Origin of the sequence: Providencia sp. PROV182, from assembly GCF_028480325.1 — a bacterium.
Taxonomy (GTDB): domain Bacteria; phylum Pseudomonadota; class Gammaproteobacteria; order Enterobacterales; family Enterobacteriaceae; genus Providencia; species Providencia hangzhouensis.
In genome coordinates this window covers 108169-131009 of sequence record NZ_JAMPOL010000011.1, presented here as the reverse complement: position 1 = coordinate 131009, position 22841 = coordinate 108169, and the positions used below count along the sequence as shown (strand labels likewise).

At 42.5% G+C, this 22841-nt stretch carries 16 protein-coding genes; 4 read left to right on the top strand and 12 right to left on the bottom strand.

The genetic code is table 11. The annotated features are described in order from the left end of the window. Positions 1-17: 17 nt before the first annotated feature. From hpaB to PR834_RS09860, 12 genes are all read right to left on the bottom strand, one after another. Entirely contained in the window at positions 18-1580 is a 1563-nt protein-coding gene (gene hpaB, locus PR834_RS09915) for a 4-hydroxyphenylacetate 3-monooxygenase, oxygenase component (protein WP_004905326.1), read from the bottom strand. 518 nt (positions 1581-2098) lie between these two features. Further along, positions 2099-2989, bottom strand: coding sequence for a 4-hydroxyphenylacetate catabolism regulatory protein HpaA (gene hpaA / locus PR834_RS09910; RefSeq protein WP_102139502.1), 891 nt, complete (start codon positions 2987-2989; stop codon positions 2099-2101). Positions 2990-3232: 243 nt separating this feature from the next. Then, on the bottom strand, positions 3233-4600 hold the full coding sequence (hpaX, locus tag PR834_RS09905; RefSeq protein WP_136134801.1) for a 4-hydroxyphenylacetate permease: 1368 nt from the start codon (positions 4598-4600) through the stop codon (positions 3233-3235). A 164-nt stretch (positions 4601-4764) separates the two neighbouring features. Next, positions 4765-5571: a 4-hydroxy-2-oxoheptanedioate aldolase gene (hpaI, locus tag PR834_RS09900; RefSeq protein WP_004905322.1), complete on the bottom strand. Its 807-nt coding sequence runs from the start codon at positions 5569-5571 to the stop codon at positions 4765-4767. Between the two features lie 10 nt (positions 5572-5581). Then, positions 5582-6385: a 2-oxo-hept-4-ene-1,7-dioate hydratase gene (gene hpaH / locus PR834_RS09895; protein WP_004914311.1), complete on the bottom strand. Its 804-nt coding sequence runs from the start codon at positions 6383-6385 to the stop codon at positions 5582-5584. A 120-nt stretch (positions 6386-6505) separates the two neighbouring features. Further along, on the bottom strand, positions 6506-7969 hold the full coding sequence (locus PR834_RS09890) for an NAD-dependent succinate-semialdehyde dehydrogenase (protein ID WP_110592371.1): 1464 nt from the start codon (positions 7967-7969) through the stop codon (positions 6506-6508). Beyond that, positions 7966-9192, bottom strand: coding sequence for a Bcr/CflA family multidrug efflux MFS transporter (locus PR834_RS09885; RefSeq protein WP_004905316.1), 1227 nt, complete (start codon positions 9190-9192; stop codon positions 7966-7968). Before PR834_RS09885 ends, PR834_RS09890 begins: the two co-directional genes overlap by 4 nt. 40 nt (positions 9193-9232) lie before the next feature. After that, positions 9233-9616, bottom strand: coding sequence for a 5-carboxymethyl-2-hydroxymuconate Delta-isomerase (locus tag PR834_RS09880; RefSeq protein ID WP_004905302.1), 384 nt, complete (start codon positions 9614-9616; stop codon positions 9233-9235). A 9-nt stretch (positions 9617-9625) separates the two neighbouring features. Then, the gene (gene hpaD / locus PR834_RS09875) at positions 9626-10507 is read right to left on the bottom strand and encodes a 3,4-dihydroxyphenylacetate 2,3-dioxygenase (RefSeq protein ID WP_164455016.1); all 882 of its coding nucleotides are present in this window, start codon (positions 10505-10507) and stop codon (positions 9626-9628) included. 240 nt (positions 10508-10747) lie between these two features. Next, complete coding sequence (hpaE, locus tag PR834_RS09870) at positions 10748-12214, bottom strand: 5-carboxymethyl-2-hydroxymuconate semialdehyde dehydrogenase (protein ID WP_094962174.1); 1467 nt, start codon at positions 12212-12214, stop codon at positions 10748-10750. Next, positions 12214-12993 (bottom strand): fumarylacetoacetate hydrolase family protein, encoded by a 780-nt coding sequence (locus tag PR834_RS09865; RefSeq protein WP_136134805.1) that lies wholly within the window; start codon positions 12991-12993, stop codon positions 12214-12216. The genes hpaE and PR834_RS09865 overlap by 1 nt, the downstream gene beginning before the upstream one ends. Beyond that, on the bottom strand, positions 12993-13622 hold the full coding sequence (locus PR834_RS09860) for a fumarylacetoacetate hydrolase family protein (RefSeq protein ID WP_112307868.1): 630 nt from the start codon (positions 13620-13622) through the stop codon (positions 12993-12995). Before PR834_RS09860 ends, PR834_RS09865 begins: the two co-directional genes overlap by 1 nt. A gap of 431 nt (positions 13623-14053) precedes the next feature. Here PR834_RS09860 and hpaR point away from each other — a divergent pair, with 431 nt between their 5' ends. The 4 genes from hpaR to PR834_RS09840 all read left to right on the top strand — a co-directional run bounded on the left by hpaR (position 14054) and on the right by PR834_RS09840 (position 22261). Continuing rightward, entirely contained in the window at positions 14054-14503 is a 450-nt protein-coding gene (gene hpaR, locus PR834_RS09855; protein WP_110592370.1) for a homoprotocatechuate degradation operon regulator HpaR, read from the top strand. A gap of 542 nt (positions 14504-15045) precedes the next feature. Then, positions 15046-16806 (top strand): ShlB/FhaC/HecB family hemolysin secretion/activation protein, encoded by a 1761-nt coding sequence (locus PR834_RS09850; RefSeq protein ID WP_272536621.1) that lies wholly within the window; start codon positions 15046-15048, stop codon positions 16804-16806. Positions 16807-16830: 24 nt separating this feature from the next. Beyond that, complete coding sequence (locus tag PR834_RS09845) at positions 16831-22002, top strand: two-partner secretion domain-containing protein (RefSeq protein WP_272536620.1); 5172 nt, start codon at positions 16831-16833, stop codon at positions 22000-22002. Beyond that, positions 21986-22261 carry a hypothetical protein gene (locus PR834_RS09840; RefSeq protein ID WP_419555467.1) on the top strand — a complete coding sequence of 92 codons (276 nt, stop codon included), beginning with the start codon at positions 21986-21988 and terminating at the stop codon, positions 22259-22261. Before PR834_RS09845 ends, PR834_RS09840 begins: the two co-directional genes overlap by 17 nt. The last annotated feature ends 580 nt before the right edge of the window (positions 22262-22841 follow it).

The window sequence follows — 22841 nt, the reverse complement described above, 5'->3', positions numbered from 1 at the left end:
TGACCTCCTGCTGCCGACTATTTCAGCAGCGAATCTAACTGATTAATATCATTGTTGTTATGCAGGTGTGGACGTTTCCATCCGTGTTGATCGTAGTCTGATAAACAGCGATCAACCATATCTGTCATGGCTTTCATATTGCCAGAACCGTATGCATGACGCAGACATTGCAGACGAATTTCATCTTGGCTTCCTGCGTAGTTAATTTCATACAGTTCATGGCGGCCACCAAATTCACTACCGATTGCATCCCACATGAGTTTAAGGATCTTAATACGTTCAACGTGATCCATACCATTAGAGCCGCGAACATATTTAGCTAAATACTTATCAATTTCTGGATTATTCATATCACGAACGCTTGATGGTAGGTAAATCAGGCCACTTGTCACGTTACTTTCAATGATATTCTTGATTTTGGTGTAAGCCATTGGTGCCATAACACGGTAAGTTTGGATAGCTTGAGTATCGGGTAGATAAGCGCCGCCTTCCCATGCTTGTGCTTCAGAGGTCATTGCATCGGTTAATGACCAGAACAGATTACGCCACGCAACCACTTCACCCAGATCAGCTTGTACACCACGGAAATCAATAACACCTGTACATTCTAAACTTTTTTGTAACAATCCGGTAATGAAGTCTAATTTAACGGCTAAGCGGACACAAGCTTGTAATGGGAATAAACGTGCAAAACCACCTTGAACTGCCCAATTACGTGCACGGTCGAAATCACGATAAATTAATACGTTTTCCCATGGAATTAACACATGGTCCATCACCAAAATGGCATCATTTTCATCGAAACGGCTTGATAATGGGTAATCAAATGGTGCGCCAGTTGCACCAGCAACTAATTCATAAGATGCACGTGAGATTAATTTCACGCCATCTGCGTCCATTGGTGCAACAAACATCAATGCGAAATCAGGGTTATCGCCCATGACTTGTGCGGAACCAAAACCAATAAAGTTATAGTGTGTTAACGCTGAGTTAGTCGCAACAACTTTAGCACCACTGACGATAATCCCTGCATCTGTTTCTTTTTCGAGTTTGATATAAACATCTTTAACTTCATCAGCTGGCTTGTGACGGTCGATTGGTGGGTTAACAATGGCATGGTTAAAGTACAGGCCACTTTCTTGAATACGTTTATACCAGTGACGTGCGTTGTCTGCAAACTGACCATAATATTCTGGGTTAGCGCCTAAACAGCTGGCGAATGCCGCCTTATAGTCTGGAGTGCGTCCCATCCATCCGTAGCTCTGACGTGACCAATCTGCGATAGCGTCACGCTGTTGGCGTAGTTCATCGGCACTTTTAGCGAAGCGGAAGAATTTGTGAGTGTATCCGCCGTTTCCTGTGTCGGTGTTCCAGCAAAGTTGGTCATGAGTCGTTTTATCATGAAGCGCATCATATAATTGTCCTATAGAAGCGGCTGAATTACGAAAAGCGGGGTGAGTGGTGACGTCTTTTACACGCTCGCCATAAATATAGATTTCGCGGCCATCTTGTAAGCTTTTTAAATATTCTTGGCCATTAAAAGGGCGTTTAGCATCTGAACGAAAATCTTCTGGTTTCATGTCTACCTCGTTATCTCACAATGAGGGCTTGCATTGATAGGGTACAAAGGTTGCAAGCGAAATATGTTAATTTTATGTTTGTTTTGTGTTTCTTAATTGAATCGCTTTACGAGGGAGTTTTAAAGAGACTTTCTAAAGGTTTGCTGGTACTTTTCGTTGGGAGCTGTGTTTTGTGAAAGAAATGTGATCATCTCGATGTTTTGATATTAATATAAATTTTTATTTATCTTACAGTGCATTGATTATTAATCATTAATTAAATAGTTATTATATTAATGTTAATATTTTTCCTTGGGTTGTTTGTTCTTTTTTTAATCTTCACATTCACTTTTTGTTAAGCATTATTAGCATCTTTATAAAGTTAAAACAAAATTTATAAGATATCAAAAATGTTTTTAAAATGTAAAATTATTTGAAGGGTGGTTTGTAGAGATAGGTTAGAAGTAGGTATGATATAGCGTTCAGGAGGCATTAATGATTTTTACCTAAAAATACGGATAAAATCACTAAGCCTCTCTTTAATGAATGTTTTGTTCTCGCCATAGGCTAGGAGAGCACCCGACTAACCGGTTAAAAAATCGCGCAAAATAGGCGGGGTCTTTGAAACCGAGCTGGTAGGCAATTTCTGAAACGGGGCTGTCGGAAAACAGTAACATCCGCTTAGCTTCACGCAATATTCGGTCAAAAATCAACCTTTTCGGTGGTCGGTTAGCAAACCGCCGGCACATATCTTTAAGGCGTGACTCTGTGACATCAAGTTTTTTGGCATATTCAGGTACCGCAAGGTGTTCATGATAATGTAAGTCAATGAGCTGATTAAAACGTTGGAATAGGCGGTGTTCGCCTCTAACCCCCGTTGTAGGGTGCTCATCAAGTGGAATAGAGCGCAGTAGAAAGGTAAACAGCGCTTGGGCTAAAGAGGCGAGGGCTTGGTCTTTGCCAATATAGTTATTCGCCGATTCGCGAGCCATCAATGCCCAATAATGATTAAAGGTATCGATATCATCAGGCTTATCGGCAACAGATAAGCAAATAGCAGGGATGTCGACCAAATCTGGATTCGCTGGGTACAATGAGCCAAGAAGCGGTGTGATCAGGTCTTGCCGTACGGTGAGTACGTGGCCATCAGTGTCTTCTTGAGTGAAAAATGCATGTGCAACCGAAGGGGGCGTAAGAATAAAGAGCGGCGCTTGAACAGAATAGCGCGACTCATCGAGCTGCAAAGTAATATGGCCCGTAACTAAATAGTGCAACTGGAAGAAACCATCGTGGCGATGAGCTTGCATATCACGACCAAAGAAGGCGGCCATGTTGCCGAAGGTTTGGTAGTGGACGTCGTCGGTGCCTTGGGTTTCGTCGTAGTCTGTGCTGATGTCAATATTCGTAATTAAAGTTGAGTTACCCTTCATTCTTCGGCTCGCAGCGTTGTTGGCCTCACAAGCCAACCCTAGTCACATACTTCAGTATGCTCCTAGGGATTAACTTGCTTGCCGCCTAGCTGCAAACCAAATTATTTTGGGTAACACCCTTTAATAATTATTTGCAGCATAAGTTATTAAAACATTTGAAACATTTAAAACATTTAAAACATTCAAAACATTCAAAACATTCAAAACATTCAAAACATTCAAAACATTCGAACCATCAAAATTTTAAGGTGTTGCCCTTGGCCTTGAGTTTTTCATTGGGATAGCAATGACTAACAGCGCACCGACCACCAATAGGCCTGCAACAAAATAGAGGCCAGAGTTAAAGCTACCGGTTTGGTCTTTCAGCCAACCGATAAGGAGTGGGCTGACGGCGGAACCTATATTACCTGTTGCGTTGATAACCGCAATACCGATGGCACGAGCACGTAAACTGATTGATTGGTCTGGGGTTGTCCAGAACACTGCCATCGCAGTAAATGAACCTGTTGAGGCCATAATAATACCAATCAACTGAATGACGGGATGGCTTGTCATCGCAGCGAGAACCCATCCTGCGGCCGCAAATAAATACGGTAGTGCAGTATGCATTTTCCGTTCTTGTAACCTATCAGAACGACGACTCCAATAGATCATTCCTAAGATAGTACAAAACTGTGGGATTGCAGTTAATAGCCCAATCATGGCATTACTACTGCCTTCATTGAAGCTTTGCATGATCTGTGGGGTCCAAATATTAATCGCACTTAAGGTATTGGTTAAACAGAAATAAGCGACGGTATACATTAAGATCACTGGGGTGAAAATTTCTTTCCATAAGCTTTTGTTCTGCAATGCGGTATGGCTTTTGGAACCATGTGGCTGTACGAGTTCCAGCTGGTCTTTGTCCATCATTTCTTGCAGTGTGTCTTTATCTTCTTGGGTCAACCACTTAGCTTTTTTCGGCGAATCATCAAGATAGAACCAAACTAGCACACCGAGGATCACGGATGGGAAACCTTCTAGCAGGAACAGCCATTGCCAACCTTTTAGGTTTAAAATGCCATCCATACCTAGAATATAACCGGATGCGAGTGAACCGAATGCCATGGTGACTGGCATCGCAATCATAAATAAGGCATTAGCACGAGCGCGGAAATAGGCAGGGAACCAGTAAGTCAAATAAACTAAAATCCCAGGTAAGAAGCCCGCTTCAGCGATACCCACTAACATCCGTAGGACGTATAAACTGGTTGGCCCTGTGGCAAACATGGTGGCTGTAGAAGCAATACCCCAAAGCACCATGATGGTAGCTATCCAGCGGCGAGCACCAACAATCCCCAACATGATGTTACTTGGAATACCAAAGATTACATAAGTGGCATAGAACAAGGTCGCGGCTAAGCCGAACATGGTGGAAGTTAGGCCAATGTCTTTCCCCATGGTTAGACCCGCAAAGCCAATATTAATACGGTCTAAGAAGGAAAAAACAAATAGTACAAATAAAAATACAATGAGACGTTTAAATAACTTATTAATCACCCGCTGCTGCGGTTCGGTTAAATTTTTATGTTGTTCAGCAGGGTTAGTGCTTGCAAGTTGTTGATTACTCATATTGTAGGGCCCTCAATTCTTTCTTTTACAGATTATTATAGGTACAAGGGACGAGTAGGCAGTCATGGTGCTGTCTGCCCAATGTTGCGATATTGATTTCTTAATTTATCTAATTAAGTTATTTGTCTGTAGGGTTAAAATTAACTTATTTAGAGACAGTTTAATTAATAAACGCTTGGTGCACTCGAGGCCACCTCTGAGACGGTTTTACCAAATTTTGCTGCTAGCGCTTCTGCGGTACGTGCTAGTAGCGTGGTATCAACCCCGACGGCAACAAATAGTGCGCCGAGTTTAAGATAATGTTCAGCGACATCTGGGGCTGCCATTAAAATACCGGGTGCCAAGCCAGCCTCACGAATTTGTACAATTGCTTTTTCGATTGTGGCTTTGACTTCAGGGTGGTTAGGGTTCCCTGAGAAGCCCATATCTGCGCTAAGATCCGCAGGGCCGATAAACACACCGTCGACACCTTCAACTTTTAGGATCTCGGGAAGGTTATTCATGGCTTCACGGGTTTCAACCTGTACTATCACACACATTTCATCATTGGCACGGGTTAAATAATTAGGTACTCGGTTCCAACGAGAAGCACGTGCCAAAGCACTGCCGACACCGCGTATCCCAGCTGGCGGGTAACGTGTTGCGCGCACCGCTTGCTTGGCTTGCTCTGCATTTTGTACCATCGGTAGCAAAAGGGTTTGTGCGCCAATATCCAGTAATTGCTTAATGATCACCGGATCATTCCACGGTGGGCGTACCACGGGCTGTGACGGATAAGGGGCGATCGCTTGTAATTGAGATAATGTCGTTTGCACATTATTTGGTGCATGTTCACCATCAATTAATAACCAGTCGAAGCCTGCACCAGCAAGTAATTCAGCACTATATGGGCTGCACAAGCCAAGCCATAAACCGATTTGCGGTTGACCACTTTTTAGTGCTTTCTTAAATTTATTTTCTAAAATATCCATGCCATTTTCCTTACACGAAGCGGCAGCTAATTGAACCCATATTGCCGTAATCAACGTGGAACACATCACCTTTACGAGCCGGAACAGGGCGTGTAAATGAGCCACCTAAGATAATTTGACCAGGCTCAAGTTGCACATTATGCGGTGCTAATTTATTTGCTAACCATGCCACGCCATTTGCTGGATGATTGAGTACAGCGGCTGCCACGCCAGATTCTTCAATGACGCCATTACGATATAACAGGGCGCTAATCCAACGCATATCCAAATCGCGTGGTTTGATTGGGCGACCACCTAAAATTACCGCGCCATTTGCTGCGTTATCCGAAATGGTGTCGAACACTTTGCGTGGGCGGTTGGTTTCAGGGTCAACGTTATGACAACGCGCATCGATCAGCTCAAGGGCTGGGATCACATAATCAGTCGCGTTATACACATCAAAGATGGTGCAATTTGGCCCACGTAATGGTTTCGCCAGTACGAATGCTAATTCAACCTCAATACGCGGTACGATAAAGCGGTCTGTTGGAATATCACAGCCGTCATCAAAAAACATATCGTCAAGAAGCGCACCGTAATCAGGTTCATCAATCTGTGAACTTGCCTGCATGGCTTTGGATGTTAGCCCAATTTTATGGCCTTTTAGCACACGTCCTTCAGCAATTTTCACGCCAACCCACTCTTTTTGGATAGCGTAAGCATCGTCGATCGTCATTTCTGGGTGATCGAGTGAGATCTGACGGATTTGCTCACGTGATTTTTCAGCCTGATTTAGGCGCTGCGCGATTTGTGATATGACATCTTTTTGTAACATGCTGTTAATACTCCTATTCACCTATTCTATTTCGAGAGCAGCGCTGCACTAAAGCGCTTTGCTGCCACTCGGACTATTCAAGGTGTAAATTGAATGCGTACCCAGCGGTACTCAATTTAACTAATTGGAAAGACCACCAAAGCAGAGGTATTTCACTTCCAAGTAATCTTCGATTCCGTAGCGTGAACCTTCACGCCCCAGACCTGACTGCTTAATGCCACCAAATGGGGCCACTTCATTTGAAATAATGCCTTCATTAATACCCACCATGCCGCTTTCTAATGCCTCAGCAACACGGTAGATACGCCCGATATCTTTTGAATAGAAATAAGATGCCAAGCCAAATTCAGTATCATTGGCAAGATCAATCGCTTCTTGCTCATCGCGGAATTTAAATAAAGGTGCCAGTGGGCCGAATGTTTCTTCTTTAGCGACTTTCATGGCTTCAGTGACGCCAGTGATAACGGTCGGTTCAAAGAACAAGCCACCTAATTCTGCCGATTTACCACCAGCGATGACTTTTGCACCGTGGGAAACGGCATCAGCAATATGTTCAGTGACTTTATCGACTGCGGCTTGGTTAATCAGAGGACCCTGCTGGGAGTCTGCTTGTGTAGCGGGGCCGATTTTCAGTTCATTCACGGCTTTTGCTAAACGAGTCGCAAATTCATCGTAAACGCCTTCTTGGACTAAAATGCGATTAGCACACACACAAGTTTGCCCACTATTGCGGAATTTAGCCGCTAAAGCACCTTGTACTGCTGCATCTAAATCGGCATCATCAAACACGATAAATGGCGCGTTACCACCGAGTTCCAGAGACATTTTTTTCACGGTGTTAGCGCACTGTTCCATCAGCAATTTACCAACTCGTGTTGAACCCGTGAACGTGAGCTTACGAACGATAGGGCTAGAGGTCATCACGCCGCCAATGGCTTTAGCATCCGTACCTGGGACAATGTTAAATACACCAGCAGGAATACCGGCTTCTTCCCCTAACGCTGCCAACGCTAATGCAGATAATGGTGTTTCTGCCGCGGGTTTTAATACCATCGTACAGCCTGCTGCTAGCGCAGGGCCGACTTTGCGGGTGATCATGGCGTTTGGGAAGTTCCACGGTGTGATAGCCGCAACCACCCCCACGGGTTGTTTTATCGTCACAAGGCGACGCCCCGGTAAAGGTGATGGAATGGTTTCCCCATACACACGTTTACCTTCTTCAGCAAACCACTCAATAAAGCTGGCACCGTAGGCAATTTCTCCCATCGATTCAGTGATCGACTTACCTTGCTCAGCACTGAGTAACTCAGCCAGTTCTTTTTGGTTATCCATCATTAAACGGAACCATTTATTTAAAATTTGGCTGCGCTCTTTGGCGGTTTTAGCACGCCATGCAGGCAGGGCTTTTTCTGCGGCTTCGATAGCTTGTTGGGTTTCTAAAGCACCGACATTGCTGACTTTAGCGATAATCTCATTATTTGCTGGGTTAGTGACCTCAAACACACCTTTATTTTGGGCATCAACCCATTGGCCGTTGATATAAGCTTGTTGGCGAAATAACGTAGAATTGGTATTTATGCTCATTTTTCGTTGTTCTCCGAAGACACTGATTGGACTTGTGGGCGGATATTTTTAGCTGATAGCTGTTGGCTAACAAAACTTAACCCGGCACACAGCGCCATAACAAGTGCCATAGCGAATGGGGATTCATCTTGTAATACAGAAACTGCAACGCTGGCGACAGCCGCTAAGGCAAACTGAATAGAAATAGCAAGTGCACTGGCACTTCCTGCAATTTTCCCGCGATGTTGCAGCAATAGTGACAAACTGTTGGTGCCGATAGCATTGACCATCGATAAGAACAGCACGACTAGAATAACAATTATGGGCAAACTTTGTTGGTAAAATATGAGTAACAGCAGACCAAATGCTAATTGAAACCCACTTTGCATAGTCAGTATGCGCGTTAAACTATAGGTTTTTAGCAGTTTAACGTTCAACAACAACATGACAATCATCCCCAAGATGTTACAACCGAACAGCAAACCATAATGTTGTTCAGAAACACCGAAATAATTGATGTACACAAACGGTGAACCACTGATAAAGGCAAACATACCGGCAAAAGAGAATGCCATGGTGCCAATAATACTCAGTGCTTCTCGGTCTGTGAGCACCTGTGCATAATTCTTAAAAGCGACACAAAGTATATTTTCAGAACCGCGCTGGTGGGTTAACGTTTCAGGGAGTAAGAAAAAAATCGCACACACCGAAGCCAAGCCAATTACTGCCAGCAAATAGAAAATCACTTGCCACTGAAAATGAACGAGTAAAAAACCACCTAATAGCGGTGCCAGTAATGGCGCTATCATGGTCACAAGTGTCATTAATGACAGCACTTTAGGTAGTTCATGAGCAGGGTAAACATCCCTTGCAATCGCCCTAGCCATAACAATGGCCGCTCCACTACCAAAAGCTTGCAGCGCTCGGAATACAATCAAGGTATTTGCGTTGGTGGCTTGTGCGCATAACAAACTGGCAATAGTGAAAATGGCAAGGCCACTTAACAACATTTTCCGCCGGCCAAGAAGGTCACTTAATGGGCCATAAAACAGCATTCCCACGCAGAAACCAGCAAAAAAAGCCCCAAGGGTGTACTGCATTTGCCCTTGAGTGGCCTGTAATGCAATTCCCATTTGAGGGAGGGCAGGGAGGTACATATCGATAGACAATGGACCGAATGCCACTAATGACCCCAGTAATGGAATCAAGTAGTGCGGTATGTGTTTATCGAAATTTTTAACCATCTTGCCCTCTCAATAAAACGAAGAATAAAGCTTTAAACTCTTAGCCCTTAAACAAGGCATGAACATTGTTCTGTTTATAATTTAAAACAGGATCAAGCTCTTCCATGGTAAAAGACAGTGCGAGGTAGCGTTTTGCCATTAAATCGGCAAAATGGGTTTTGATCAGGTCGAAAATCATTTCCCCCGTTTTTTGTCTATCTTCAAGAGAGCGCCCAGCACCGATCTTCAACGTCATATGGACAAAAGCATAATCGTGCTTGCCATCGGCCATTTGCCAAGTATCCAGCCAAATAGCACGACTACGAATGCCACCTAATGGGAAGATACCGGTTCCCGCGAGGGCTTCATTCACTTTGGCGAAGAGCTCAGGTAGTTGAGCTTCATCACGAATATTTTCTGTACATTCTGCATAAAAATGAGGCATAACAATTCCTTATGCGGTGACAGCTTGTTTATCAGTAATATAGCTTGGCAGTGGGAACACGGCATTGATTTGCCCTGTGCCTGAGCTGGCAAACAAGTCAGTTAAAACTTCCACTTTCTCAGCGTATTTATCCCAACCTAACATACCTAGCAGCATCACAGTGTCGTGCATATGGCCTTCTCCATAGCAGTAATCTGCGTACTCAGGCAACATTTTGCAGAACTCTTCAAAACGACCTTCACGCCAAAGTTTGACGACACGTTTATCCATTTGCTCATCAAATTCACGCGTGTAGCTGTTCATGCCATCTTCGGCTTTTTGGTCATCAATAAAGCGGTGTGATAATGAGCCACTCGCTAATACAGCGACGGTGCCATTGTATTTTTCAATCGCGGTTAGTACGGCTTCACCTAATTTGCGGCTGTCTTCAAAACTATGAGAAGTACAGAATGCTGAGATTGAGATAACTTTAAAGTGACGGTCACTATTCATATAGCGCATAGGAACTAATGTCGCATACTCAAGGGTTAAGCTTGGGATTTCATGAGCTTGAGCACGAACACCTAACTTACGCGCTTCCTCACCAATCATTTGGCCTAATACCGAGTTCCCATCGTATTCATATTCCATATCGCGAATAAAATGTGGAAGTTCATTACTGGTGTAAATACCTTTAAAGTGGTCAGCACAGTTAATGTGATAGGCGCTGTTGACTAACCAGTGCGTATCAAAAACGATGATGGTATCAACGCCTAATTCACGGCAGCGGCGGCTGATTTCTTTATGCCCATCGATAGCGGCTTGGCGGCATCCAAAGTTTTTACCTGGTAGTTCTGATAGGTACATGGATGGGACGTGTGTTATTTTTGCGGCGAGTGCCAACTTACCCATTTCATCCTCTCTTACCCGTTATATTTTGAGCTGTAGCGGTGTTGGCCGCACAAAACCACCCTAATCACATACTCATGTATGCTCATAGGGATGATTTCGCTTGCCGCCTAGCTACAACTCAAACTATTTAGGGTAAGGAACGAGTTTACCCATAATTTGTTGTAGCTATTATTTATCATGAATCATTTACAGTTCAAATTTTCATGGGTATCTAATTGATAAATAAAATAAATTTATGAATCACACACCCCAGCGAGGGATGTTGTGGTCTCCGTAGGAGATACACACGTTCTTCATTTCTGCGAACACTTCGAAGCTGTACTCGCCACCTTCACGGCCTACACCGGAGGCTTTGACACCACCGAATGGTTGGCGCAGGTCACGCACGTTTTGGGTGTTAACAAACACCATTCCAGCTTCAATACTGCGTGATAAACGTAAAATCTTGCTGACATCTTGCGTCCAAATATACGAAGCAAGGCCGTACTCAATATCATTTGCCATGCGTAAACCGTCTTCTTCAGATTTAAACGGAATTAAACAAGCCACAGGCCCAAAGATCTCTTCTTGGGCGACACGCATGCGGTTATCGACATCAGCCAGTACGGTAGGACGTAAGAAATTACCGCCTTTGAGGTGGTCAGGTAGATCAGTCGGTTTGTCTGGGCCACCCGCTAACAAGGTTGCGCCTTCTTCCATACCTAAGCGAATATAACCCGAAACTTTGTTCCAGTGCTGCTGGCTGATCAATGCACCCACTTGGGTTTTCGGATCGTTCGGGTCACCGACGATCAAGCGGTTTGCACGTTCTGCAAAGCGTTTAACAAACTCAGGATAGATACTTTCTTGGATGAAAATACGTGAGCCAGCCGTACAGCGTTCGCCATTAATGGAGAAAATCGTAAACAGGGCAGCGTCTAGTGCACGCTCAATATCCGCGTCTTCAAAGACCAGTACCGGTGATTTACCCCCTAATTCCATGGAATACTTTTTCAAGCCTGCATTTTGCATAATAGTGCGGCCAGTAGCCGTGCCCCCAGTAAAGGAAACCGCACGGACATCATGGTGTTTGACTAAAGCATCTCCCGCAGTGCTACCGTAGCCTTGAACCACGTTCAAAACGCCTGCTGGAATACCGGCTTCCAGAGCCAGTTCACCAAGGCGATTCGCTGATAATGGTGATAACTCAGACATTTTCAGAACCGCAGTATTACCCAGTGCTAAACAAGGAGCGGTTTTCCATGTTGCGGTCATAAATGGCACGTTCCATGGGGAAATCAGCGCACAGACACCCACAGGTTGAACCAAGGTGTAGTTCATCATCTTGTCATCAACAGGGTAAGTACGGCCATTCATTTGCTGGCAAATTTCAGCAAAGAATTCAAAGTTGTGTGAAGCGCGTGGGATCAACACGTTTTTAGTTTGGTGAATAGGCAAACCAGTGTCTTTGGTTTCCATTTCCGCGATTTGCGGGACATTTTCGTCGATCAATTCACCAAGGCGACGCATTAAGCGAGCGCGCTCTTTCATCGGGGTATTGGACCATTTTGGAAATGCGTCTTTTGCTGCGGCAACGGCTTGGTTGATTTCGTCTTGTCCACCCGCTGCGACTTCAGCGAGTACTTCACCCGTTGCAGGGTTGGTGGTTTCAAAATAGTCTTTGCTAGCAACGTTTTTACCGTTGATCCAATGATTAATCTTAGTCATTACACACGTTCCTCATAGTCTTTTTCGCTGATAATGGTGTTGACCAGTTTGCCAACACCTTCAACTTCAACAATGACTTCGTCACCCGGCACGACATCAGACAACCCTTTTGGTGTCCCTGTCGCAATCATGTCTCCCGGTTGCAGTGTCATAAAGTCACTGAGGTAAGCAATTAAAAAGGGAATATCGAAAATCAGATCGGCAGTGGTGCCTTTTTGGCGTAATTCACCATTTACATAGGTGTATAAAGCTAAGTTATGTGGATCTTTAATGGCGTCTTTATCGACGATCCAAGGGCCGATCGGCGTTAAGGTATCGCGGCTCTTAACACGTAAATTTGGTCGATAATAGTTCTCTAAATAGTCACGGATCGCATAGTCATTACACACGGTATAACCTGCGACATAATCCATGGCATCTTCTCTTGAGACCTTGTGAGCCGTTTTTCCAATCACCACCACTAACTCAGACTCATAATGCATATATTCAACATTATCAGGGCGAACAGAAACTTGGCGGTGGCCCGTTAAGCTGCTTTCTGCTTTTAAGAAAATTAAAGGTTCTTCAGGTGGCTTAAATTCTAATTCGGCAGCATGGTCCGCATAGTTCAAACCAAGGGCAAATAACGTTCCTTGAGCAGGGGGTAACCATTCAACATCAGGAGAATCACCCGTGACTACATCCCCATTAGGTAACGTAATGGCTTCGTTATCACCAACGGTGACGGAATATTCAGTGCCTTTAAAAAGGATTTTGGCGCGTTTTGTTATCGTAGACATTATTTTCCTCCTGCTGCCACAACGGTATTTTTCAGGCTAGGAAAGCCTTCCGCTTGGATAACCACGTCATCACCGGGTTTGATGGTGACGCGTTGCTGTGGCGTTCCGAGCAGGATCACATCCCCTTGCTTTAAGGTGGCAAAGTCACTTAATGCAGCCACTAACTCGCTAGCATCGCGGATCAGATCTTTTGTTGACCAGCGATCCACTTCTTTGCCATTCACTAGGGTGATGATATCGACAGGAGTATTTAGCGAAGTAGCCACCATTTCACCGATTGGGCAGAAAGTATCACGGCATTTTGCTTTAATTGCAGGGCGATAGAAGGTGTCTTCTGGCAAGCTCACTTCATTTGCCAGCGCAAACCCAGCAATAAATTGATGAGCATCCTCTTTACTGACTTTGCGTGCATTTTTACCGATCACCAAAGCAAGCGTAGCGCCACTTTGCACTTCTTCACCTATAGGGTGCAAAATTTGCTCACCTGAATTGATACGCGTATTACGCGGCTTAATAAACCACACAGGGGTTTTTGGTGGGGTCTTATAAGGGGCTTGCTGGAATGCCTCAAGCCAATGGCTAAGCTGGCTTTGGTGATTGAGGGCAACGGCAAATACAGTGCCTTTCATTGACAACTCCTTAATGAAAAGAATTCAACTTTCGAGTAATTATTAATATATTAATAAAGTATAATTTTTAAATTAGCAATAGGTTTATGTAAATGTTAATTTTAATTGTGATCTCATTAACATAATTGAGCCACCTTTCTGTAACATGCTGTTATAAATGAATTTATTATTTTTTCAATTTTTTTTGATTTACAAAAAATTAACTTTAAAGTTGAATTTTAAATTATTTACTCATTAATATTTTAGGGTTTTTCTTTGAGATTGTTATTTGACCGTGCTACTCTTGAATAAGGCAAATTGGTGATGTGGAAATTCATGGTGATAACCAAAGGGTTTCACTAAAGCATTGCGCCAATAAAGCACTGTGGCAGCCGCCATAAAATACCTAAATTGGGCTAAATAACGTTAATTAAGTGGTGAGTTTTAAGCTTATGCATGAATCATTGACAATTGCATTATTGCAGGCAAGGGAAACCGCAATGGGTTTTTTCCGGCCGATATTAAAGTCGTATAATTTGACTGAACAGCAATGGCGTATTATTCGCGTTTTAGCTGATAAGCGTTCAATTGATTTTCATGAATTATCAGTCCAAACCTGTATTCTGCGCCCAAGTTTAACGGGGATCCTAACCCGTATGGAGCGCGAAGGTTTAATTTTCCGCTTAAAACCGTTGAATGATCAGCGCAAATTATATGTCTCTTTGACACCAGCAGGGCAAGAGCTGTATGACAAAGCACGGCAGGAAGTGGAAGAAGGTTATCAAAAAATCGAGCTGGCATTTTCGCCAGAGAAAATGCAGCAATTGACCGCACTGTTGGATGAGCTAATCGCTTTAGAGAGCCCAGACTACAGTGAGATGAATAAGCGGAAAAGCGCCTAAATTTTCGTCATATTTCGAGCTCTAGCTGTGTTGGCTTCTTTCGGCTATTTGGGTCACATACTGATGTATGCTCCCCAAACTATCCTCAATTGCCGCCTTGCTAGAGTTCGAACTATTTAGAAAATTAATTTGTCTTCGTCATATTTCGCATTGTGACATTGTTGCTGGCGCTGGCTACTGGGTCACATATTGGTGTGTTTTCATCGGACTTTCTTTAATTGTCGCCTTCTTATAATTCGAATTATTTAGAATATAGTTATTACTTAAATAATTCACTTTTCTGTTTAAATTCACTGAAGTTGAACTTCATTTATACTTTTAGTTGAGTAGCCAATCCCTCACTGTCATATCTTATTTGTAATTGTGAAATTACCTATAGGTTGCTTGTGACAAATTCTTCAGAAAAATCATTCCTAATAAAATCAAATGATTGATTTTCAGTATATAACGTTAGACTTTATCGTTAATTGCAATTTGGTCAAATTAATATAGTGAAATGGCGCAAAAAACAATATTAAGAATGAAAGTATTAATTTTTAGTCATGGTGGATTTTTTTTATCTAAAAGCAGTTAATGAGAATAAGTTACATTACGGTAAATTTACTGTTCGTAACGAAAATTTAGATAACATGACAAAATATCAAATTATGTGGCGTTTATTATGCTTATCGTTGTTTATGATTTCTCCTTATGGCTACACGGAAAATCAATTATTCCCTTCCACGAATGAAAGTATTCAATTTGAACAGAAACAACGGTTAGAATCGGAGTTAATCCAACGTAACCTATTGGAAAAACACAATGTAATCACCGTTGATGATACTTTTTCCAAACACGGTCAAGATGAAATTTGTTTCCCGGTCGATAAGATCCAATTTGTCGGTGCCACACAACTCACCAGTAAAACTCAGACTCAGTTAACCTCACCTTACTTAAAACGCTGCCTCACGCTAGGTGAAATACATGAGCTCACTAAGCATGTGACTAATTACTATATAGAACAGGGGTTTATTACCTCTCAAGCCATCATTCCTGAGCAAGATTTATCGTCACATCATCTCGCCATACAAATGATTGAAGGAAAGATTGAAACTATCGAGATTGAAAACTCCCCTAAGCGTTTAGCTCATCAAATATTCCCTCATCAACAAGGAAAAATATTAAACCTACGGCATATTGAACAGGGGTTGGAGCAACTCAACCGGTTATCGTCCGCTAAGTACACTATCGATATCCAGCCAGGAAGCCAAAATGGCTACTCTCGGATTATTATTCACCAGCAAGGGAAAAAGTGGCCTATCACGGGCCAATTGAACTTCGATAATTCAGGGATGAAAGCAACAGGAAAACAGCTGATTACCGGCGGTTTGACGGTAGATTCCCCATTAGGGTTTGGTGAGCAGTGGTCAGTCTCGGCCAATACCGATATGGATGGAAGTACATCCCATCATAATCGTTATATCGTTGCGAATGTGAATGTGCCTTATGGTTATTGGTCTTACCGTTATCAGTTTTATCGTAATAATACATTACAGCCGTTTTATACATTGGATCAGCAATACCGTTATGAAGGCAAAAATACCAACCAACAATTTGATGTCAGCAACTTAATTTATCGCGATGGCAAACAGCGTCTAACCTTACAAGGCAGTTTCAAACATAAAAATGCCCGCACTCAGCTAGCTTCCCAAACCCTGAGTATCAGCAGCCCAACTTTAACCTCGCTCTCATTTACCCCACAATACAGTACCGCGCTGGGACAAGGTTACTTCACGTTTAACCCTGCTGCTGAATGGGGGATATCTGCCTTTGGTGCCTCACCGGACACCCTCGCGCAAGGCTCACCACGAAGCCATTACCGCAAATTCAGTCTAAGTAGCAGTTATCAGTATTTTTTCGCTAATGGTTTGACTTATTTAACCTCATTTTACGGTCAATATTCGCCCGATAATTTATACGGCATTGAACGCATAAGTATTGGAGGCCAGTATTCTGTCCGTGGCTACCATGAGCAGTCTTTGAGTGGTAACCGAGGTGGCTATTGGCGTAATGAAATCAATAAAGACATCGCCAATACGGCAATTGGGCAACTGCGTTTTATCGGAGCGTTAGATTACGGGTTTATTGCCTCAGATAAATACCACGTTGAACATGACACCCTAGCTGGTGGAGCCGTTGGCCTCTCTTTTACAGGCAATAGCCTAATTTATTCTCAGTTTCTACTCAGTAAACCTTTGCATTATCCCTCACAACTTAAACCAGACAATTGGTCGGCTTATTGGTCGGTCTCATTCTCTCTGTAGCTTTACGTTTTTAAAGGATTATTTATGCTAAATGAACAGTTGCCTTCTCGCTCTAAGCGGATATTAAGTTACACCATTATTCTCTTAACCGCCGTCTACCCCTTACATCCTGCTTGGGGAGCAGCCATGACGGCGGCAGATAAAAACACCCAAATCAGCCAACAAAATAACGTCCCGATTATTAATATCGCCACGCCGAATGGGGCGGGAATATCCCACAATAAATTCCAACAATTTAATGTCGATAAACAAGGTGCGGTACTCAACAACGCCACCACTAATGTGAATTCCCAAATTGCAGGGCAAATCAAAGCCAATACGAATTTAAAGGGAAATGCCGCTAATCTGATTATCAACGAAGTTACCGGCAGTAGCCGCTCAGAATTACAAGGTAAGTTGGAAGTAGCAGGCAAAGGGGCGAATGTCTTAATTGCTAACCCGAATGGCATTACCTGCAATGGCTGTAGTTTTGTGAATACCCCTGCGATTACCTTAACCACGGGAAAACCTATTCTGGATAACAAGGGGGCTTTGTCTGCGGTTGAGGTGAAAAAAGGCAGTGTGGTTATCGGCGCCAATGGCATGAATACCGAAGCGCAAACGTATGCCGATATTATCAGCCGCGCCACCGAACTAAATGGGCAAATCAAAGCCAAGAACCTGACCCTGATGCAAGGCACCAACCGTGTTGACTTTCAAAAAGGCACCGTGACACCGATTGCGGGTGAAGGAGCAAAACCCAGTATTTCGGTAGATATCAAAGCACTGGGTGGGATGTATGCCAACCAAGTGAAATTGGTGAGTACGGAATCAGGGGTGGGGATTAACCTCAGTAATGTGCAAGCCAACCAACATGACCTGACGTTAACCGTCGATGGCAAAATTACCCTTGCCGGCAATATTCAAGGGAAAAAAGACATCAATGTTAGCACCAAAAACCTGCAAATTAACGCCAATGCCAACGTGAATGCCGCCAAAGACATCACATTAGCCACCAACACCCTCGCCAATAACGGGAAAGTTACCGCAGGCAAGGATATGCGTGTCTTTGCTGATAACGTCAGTAACACAGGAAATAGCGCACTCATTCAGGCACAAGATAATCTGTGGATGCAAAAAAATGCCAAAGGGGATTTGAGTACCCTGATTGAGAATAAATCGGGGACGATAAAGACCAATGCAGGGGACTTGGTGGTTCGGACCAAAAAACTGACAAATACGGCGAATGCATCACCCATAAAAATTTCCAATATCAATGCGACTACCAGTGATAAAAATGGCACTTATGTATCTTCTTTTTTTGGTACTAGGCAGGGAGTTGTATCAATTATTTCACTCTACCCTCGATTAGAAGATTTTCCCTATAAAAAATGGTTTGGGGAGATGGATTTGATCAACAGTGACAGCATTAATGTTGAACGAAAACAGTATTTGAATTTGGGAAATATTGGGGTTATCGCATCAGAAAAGAATGCCTATATTAATGCAAATGATTTAGTTAGCGACTTTGGAAAAATCGCTGCAAAAAACAATGTGATATTGACAGGACAAAATGCATCAATATCCTCTTTTAACTCAGGCAAGTTAGATCTTTGGTATAAATATGATAGATCTAATGCAGATTTAGGAAAATTTGCAGATGAAAGTGATGATGATGGAACTTATGATATTTTTTATGTTGGTGAGCCGGTAGATTTTAAATTAATCGATAAACTTTATTCTTGGGCTCCCGAAGCCTTAAATTATAAAACGATATCTGCTGGAAATAATGTTGTTCTTGATTTTAAAAACGCCATTAATCTTGAAAGTAAACTTCCTAATACTGAAAAGCCCATAGCAAAAATAGTACAAGTAGGTAATCCATCTTTTGCCATTACTGCAAAAAATATTGTCTTAAATTCTAATAATATAAATATTTCCACCAACTTACAGTCTGAAAATGATCTGTCTATTATCGCAGGTCAAAATATCAACATTCATGATGCGCAGCTCGTTGCAAAACAATCACAGAGCCTAATTGCCAACAACGACCTTAACCTTAAACAAGTCAATTTAACAGCTAAAGACAGTACCTTGATTGCGAAAAATGGCAATCTTCAATATAGCTTAAATCCTGTCTCTGCTTTTAAGGATAATGTCTTATCTCCTCCGGTTATCAACGCCGCAAACTCGTTACATATCCAAGCCGGTAAAAACATCACTTTTGATAATGCGCAATTAGCTAAAACGAATAAACTTACCCTCAGTGCCAATGACAATATCCTTATTCGTCGCGATGAACTCAACTTAATGAAACTCGCGGCATCAGAGCCTGTCGCCAATATCAATGTGTTACTCACAAAAATAGGAAATTGGACAAGTTCAGGGGAAATAAACCTCACTGCAGGTAAGAATATTGAAGCGCGTGGCATTGCCTTCAACAGTGGAAAATCACTGACGTTCAATGCAGGCCAAGATATTTTGTTAGGCTCAAAAGCGATTAAAGATGTCGATAATGTATTCAAGACCAATCGCTACCCAGAGCTACGCTCTCAACTCATCGCAAATGGCAATATCACGTTAAATGCCGCTCGTGATATTGACTTGCAGTCGGCCAACCTTCAATCCAAAGACAAGGTCATAGCGCTTTCAGGTCGTGATATTAAATTAACGGCTACCGCTTACTCTGCGATTCCCAACCCCAGTGAAGATAACCAAGATGTGCGTTATGTGACCTCGACACTTTCCGGAGATAAAGGCGTCACTCTGGCCTCCAATGGCGCACTCACTGCACAAGGTAGCACAATCAAATCCCTAAGTGACATCACACTCTCAAGTGGGGGAAATGTACGCTTAGAGTCAGTTAAAACGAACTATCGAAAACAGTCAGGGAAAAAATTTGAAGAGTTATATCGCCAAATTGGCACTGAAATTAACAGTGGTAAAACCCTGACCATTTTGTCAGAGGGGAGCATTCTTTTCCAAGCCTCACGTCTCGTTGCCAAAGGCGCGATGGATATTGCAGCAAAAGGCGGCTATCTCTACGCCCAAGCCATGGAAGAAAGCAGTTACTTCGAAGAGTATAAAAAGAAATGCAATAGATGGACGCTTTGTATTACGAAAAAGGAAGTGAGAAAAACACGCAGTGATAAAACCAATAAAGTCACTGAATTTACCGCAGGTGGCGATATTAATCTGTATGCCAAGGATGATGTCACATTAGAAGCGACCAAAATTAATGCGGGCAAGAATGCCAAAATCACCAGCCAAACGGGTAAGGTGAATTTTAAAGCGGTCAAAAATTCGCAATTTGAACAGGTGATTACAAATTCTAACGGTTTTTATATCACCCAACGTAATAAAGGCTATACCTCAGATAAATGGGTTTTACCTGCATTGCATATTGGTGGAAAACTGACTGTTGATGCGAATAAAGGGATCACTGCAGATGTTAAAACTAAAGAAGGGCAGTCATTCGAACAGGCATTAGCAATATTAAGTCGTACTCCTGGGTATGAGTGGCTCGGGGACATTAAAAATAATAAAAACGTCAATTGGGCTGTTGTAAAAGATGCTTATAGCCAGTGGGATGTAAAAACTGAAAGCCTTAATCCAGTCGTAGGTGCTGTGATTGCCATTGCTGTCGCGGCTGCTACTTATGGAACCTCTACAGCCGCCAGTATTGGTGGGTTAGCGAGCTCTACTGCTACAACCATGGGTGCTTCAGCGACAACAGCGTCAATGGCTTCTGCTGCGGCACAGGCGGGGTTTGCCTCACTCGTTTCTCAAGCTTCCGTCGCATTAGTCGAGAACAAAGGAAACCTGTCAAAAACCTTATCCAGTCTAGGGGAAAGTGATACCGTAAAATCAATTGTGACCAGCATGATTATTGCGGGTTCACTTGAAGGATTTGATATTGCGTTATATGGCAAAGCGACAGATCCGGCCAAAGTGACTTTACCAAAACTCAGTGATGGAAATTGGACTCAAGTCGCACAGCGTGTGGCAGGGCAAAGTGCTATCAGCTCAACCATCGGAACAGCGATCCAAGGTGGGAGCTTTAGTGAAAACTTTAAAACAGCCCTACTCAGTAATGTGGCAGGGCAAATTCAAGCTGAAGGGGCTAACCTGATAGGCGATAAATTCCAGTATTTATATGTAGATAAACAGGGAAATATTCTAGGGCATACAGGAAAAGCTCTTAGTCATGCGGGTTTGGCTGCGCTAAGTGCAGAAATTAGTGGTGGCAATGTAAAAGGAGCCGTTGTTGGTGCATTAGCCGCTGAATTGGCAGCACTATCTCTTGATAACAAAAGTAAAAATAATTTAAATGCAGATACTCAAATAATCAAGGTGGTTGGGGCTTTATCTGGCGGTATTTATACAGGTGAAGCGAGTGGTGCATACAGTGGTGCTAATGCCGCAGAAAATGTATTTCTTTTTAATCACCATTACCATAATTTTTTTGGAAATACGGGCGATAACTTTTTCGCAAGTGGTTTTGAACTTGAAAAAGTATTAGCGAGTGATAGCAGCCTTACGGAGCAAGAAAAACGTAGTATTCGGAAAAATTATCTTAACGGTGCTGGGGGAGAAGACCCTGTAAAGTTAATATTAGAGCATCTTCCCGTTTCAGATACTATGATGGCATTAGCACAGGCCAAGGATACTAAAGATTACGCAATTGCACTATTAACATCGTTACCATTAGAACGAGCTGTAGCCGTTATGGGGCGATTGATCAAAACAACAGGCACGGCCCTTCAGCGGAAACCATTAAAAGGAGGGGCTGGAGGTAACTGGAATGTCATGAATGAAATCGTTGACCCAACTGTAGTGAAACAGGTGACGCCGACTAGTTGTGGCGCTGCATGTGGGGAAATGATATTAAAAGATCGTAATATTTTCACATCTCAGATTAAATTAGGTACAGAATTAACATCAATGAATTCACTTGCCAATAAACTAAATAAAGTTGATAGCGGTTGGGTTGCTAATAATGTTTCTTCTTCAAGTTTTGAGTCATTAAATCGTACCGGTTCTTGGAGTGCAATGATGTGGGACTCAGGTAATAAAGTTGGTCATTGGGTTGTTGTTAAAGGCGTAGACAATGGAGGTAATGTAATAATCAACGATCCATTTAAAGGAACACGGTACACAATGAAAGTTAACGAATTTAAGGATGCATGGAATGGACATAGTGTCTACAAACCATAATATATTTTTATTATCAATAGATTATGATAATACAACGAAAAATATTAGCTATGGTTTTAGTGTCAATAAAGAAACTAAATTTTTCATGGCAAGTATATTTGAGGCTAAAGGAATAAAAGGTATAAATTATACGGATGAACTCGATAAGTTAATAATGTCTATAATGCCATATAAACCAGAAATATCTAAATTTTTATGTGAGATAACTTGGGATTTTATCGAAGGCAGAAATATATCTCTACCAGCTAATTTAATTTAAAACATGGTTCTACGCTAGAATCATTATTCAAATTTTGTAACAGTCTCCTATTGATAACCTGAGTGAGCTTGATGAGGCTTCCAGTATTTGAATGGGTTTGTTGGATCAGCGAGGCCATTTGAGCAGAAATATACGGTTCATCCACTGTGAGGTGTTTTGACTTGAAAGAGGGTTTATCCGACGAAGCCTTATATGTATTAGCTCAGACCTTACAGTTACCGGTTATTTATAAGGTGTCTGTCAGGTCAAATCTAGTTCAGTTTTTTCTGCCGGGGGGAGGGCGGCCTAGACTGTAATTTAAATTGTGTACTTGCCTGCTTTTGATATGTTAATCCCAACAAAAAAGCACGAGCTATCAAATGATACTACGAGAATTTTTCGAGGGGCCTTGGAATGGAAATGCCGTTTTTAGTCAGTAGTGTATATCTTAATAATATACAATATATTAATGGAAAGGCTTTTTTAACTATATCGATAAACGGTGTTAGTCACGTTTTTATAGCGTATCCTGAAGGGGGGGAGATATCAGTCATGAGATCATCGGATGAACTATCAAAACTATTAATGCACCTATCACAAT

Coding starts and splice junctions, on each gene's coding strand:
- hpaB (WP_004905326.1), bottom strand. CDS start 1,580: ATGAAACCAGAAGATTTTCGTTCAGATGCTAAACGCCCTTTTAATGGC.
- hpaA (WP_102139502.1), bottom strand. CDS start 2,989: ATGAAGGGTAACTCAACTTTAATTACGAATATTGACATCAGCACAGAC.
- hpaX (WP_136134801.1), bottom strand. CDS start 4,600: ATGAGTAATCAACAACTTGCAAGCACTAACCCTGCTGAACAACATAAA.
- hpaI (WP_004905322.1), bottom strand. CDS start 5,571: ATGGATATTTTAGAAAATAAATTTAAGAAAGCACTAAAAAGTGGTCAA.
- hpaH (WP_004914311.1), bottom strand. CDS start 6,385: ATGTTACAAAAAGATGTCATATCACAAATCGCGCAGCGCCTAAATCAG.
- PR834_RS09890 (WP_110592371.1), bottom strand. CDS start 7,969: ATGAGCATAAATACCAATTCTACGTTATTTCGCCAACAAGCTTATATC.
- PR834_RS09885 (WP_004905316.1), bottom strand. CDS start 9,192: ATGGTTAAAAATTTCGATAAACACATACCGCACTACTTGATTCCATTA.
- PR834_RS09880 (WP_004905302.1), bottom strand. CDS start 9,616: ATGCCTCATTTTTATGCAGAATGTACAGAAAATATTCGTGATGAAGCT.
- hpaD (WP_164455016.1), bottom strand. CDS start 10,507: ATGGGTAAGTTGGCACTCGCCGCAAAAATAACACACGTCCCATCCATG.
- hpaE (WP_094962174.1), bottom strand. CDS start 12,214: ATGACTAAGATTAATCATTGGATCAACGGTAAAAACGTTGCTAGCAAA.
- PR834_RS09865 (WP_136134805.1), bottom strand. CDS start 12,993: ATGTCTACGATAACAAAACGCGCCAAAATCCTTTTTAAAGGCACTGAA.
- PR834_RS09860 (WP_112307868.1), bottom strand. CDS start 13,622: ATGAAAGGCACTGTATTTGCCGTTGCCCTCAATCACCAAAGCCAGCTT.
- hpaR (WP_110592370.1), top strand. CDS start 14,054: ATGCATGAATCATTGACAATTGCATTATTGCAGGCAAGGGAAACCGCA.
- PR834_RS09850 (WP_272536621.1), top strand. CDS start 15,046: ATGGTGGATTTTTTTTATCTAAAAGCAGTTAATGAGAATAAGTTACAT.
- PR834_RS09845 (WP_272536620.1), top strand. CDS start 16,831: ATGCTAAATGAACAGTTGCCTTCTCGCTCTAAGCGGATATTAAGTTAC.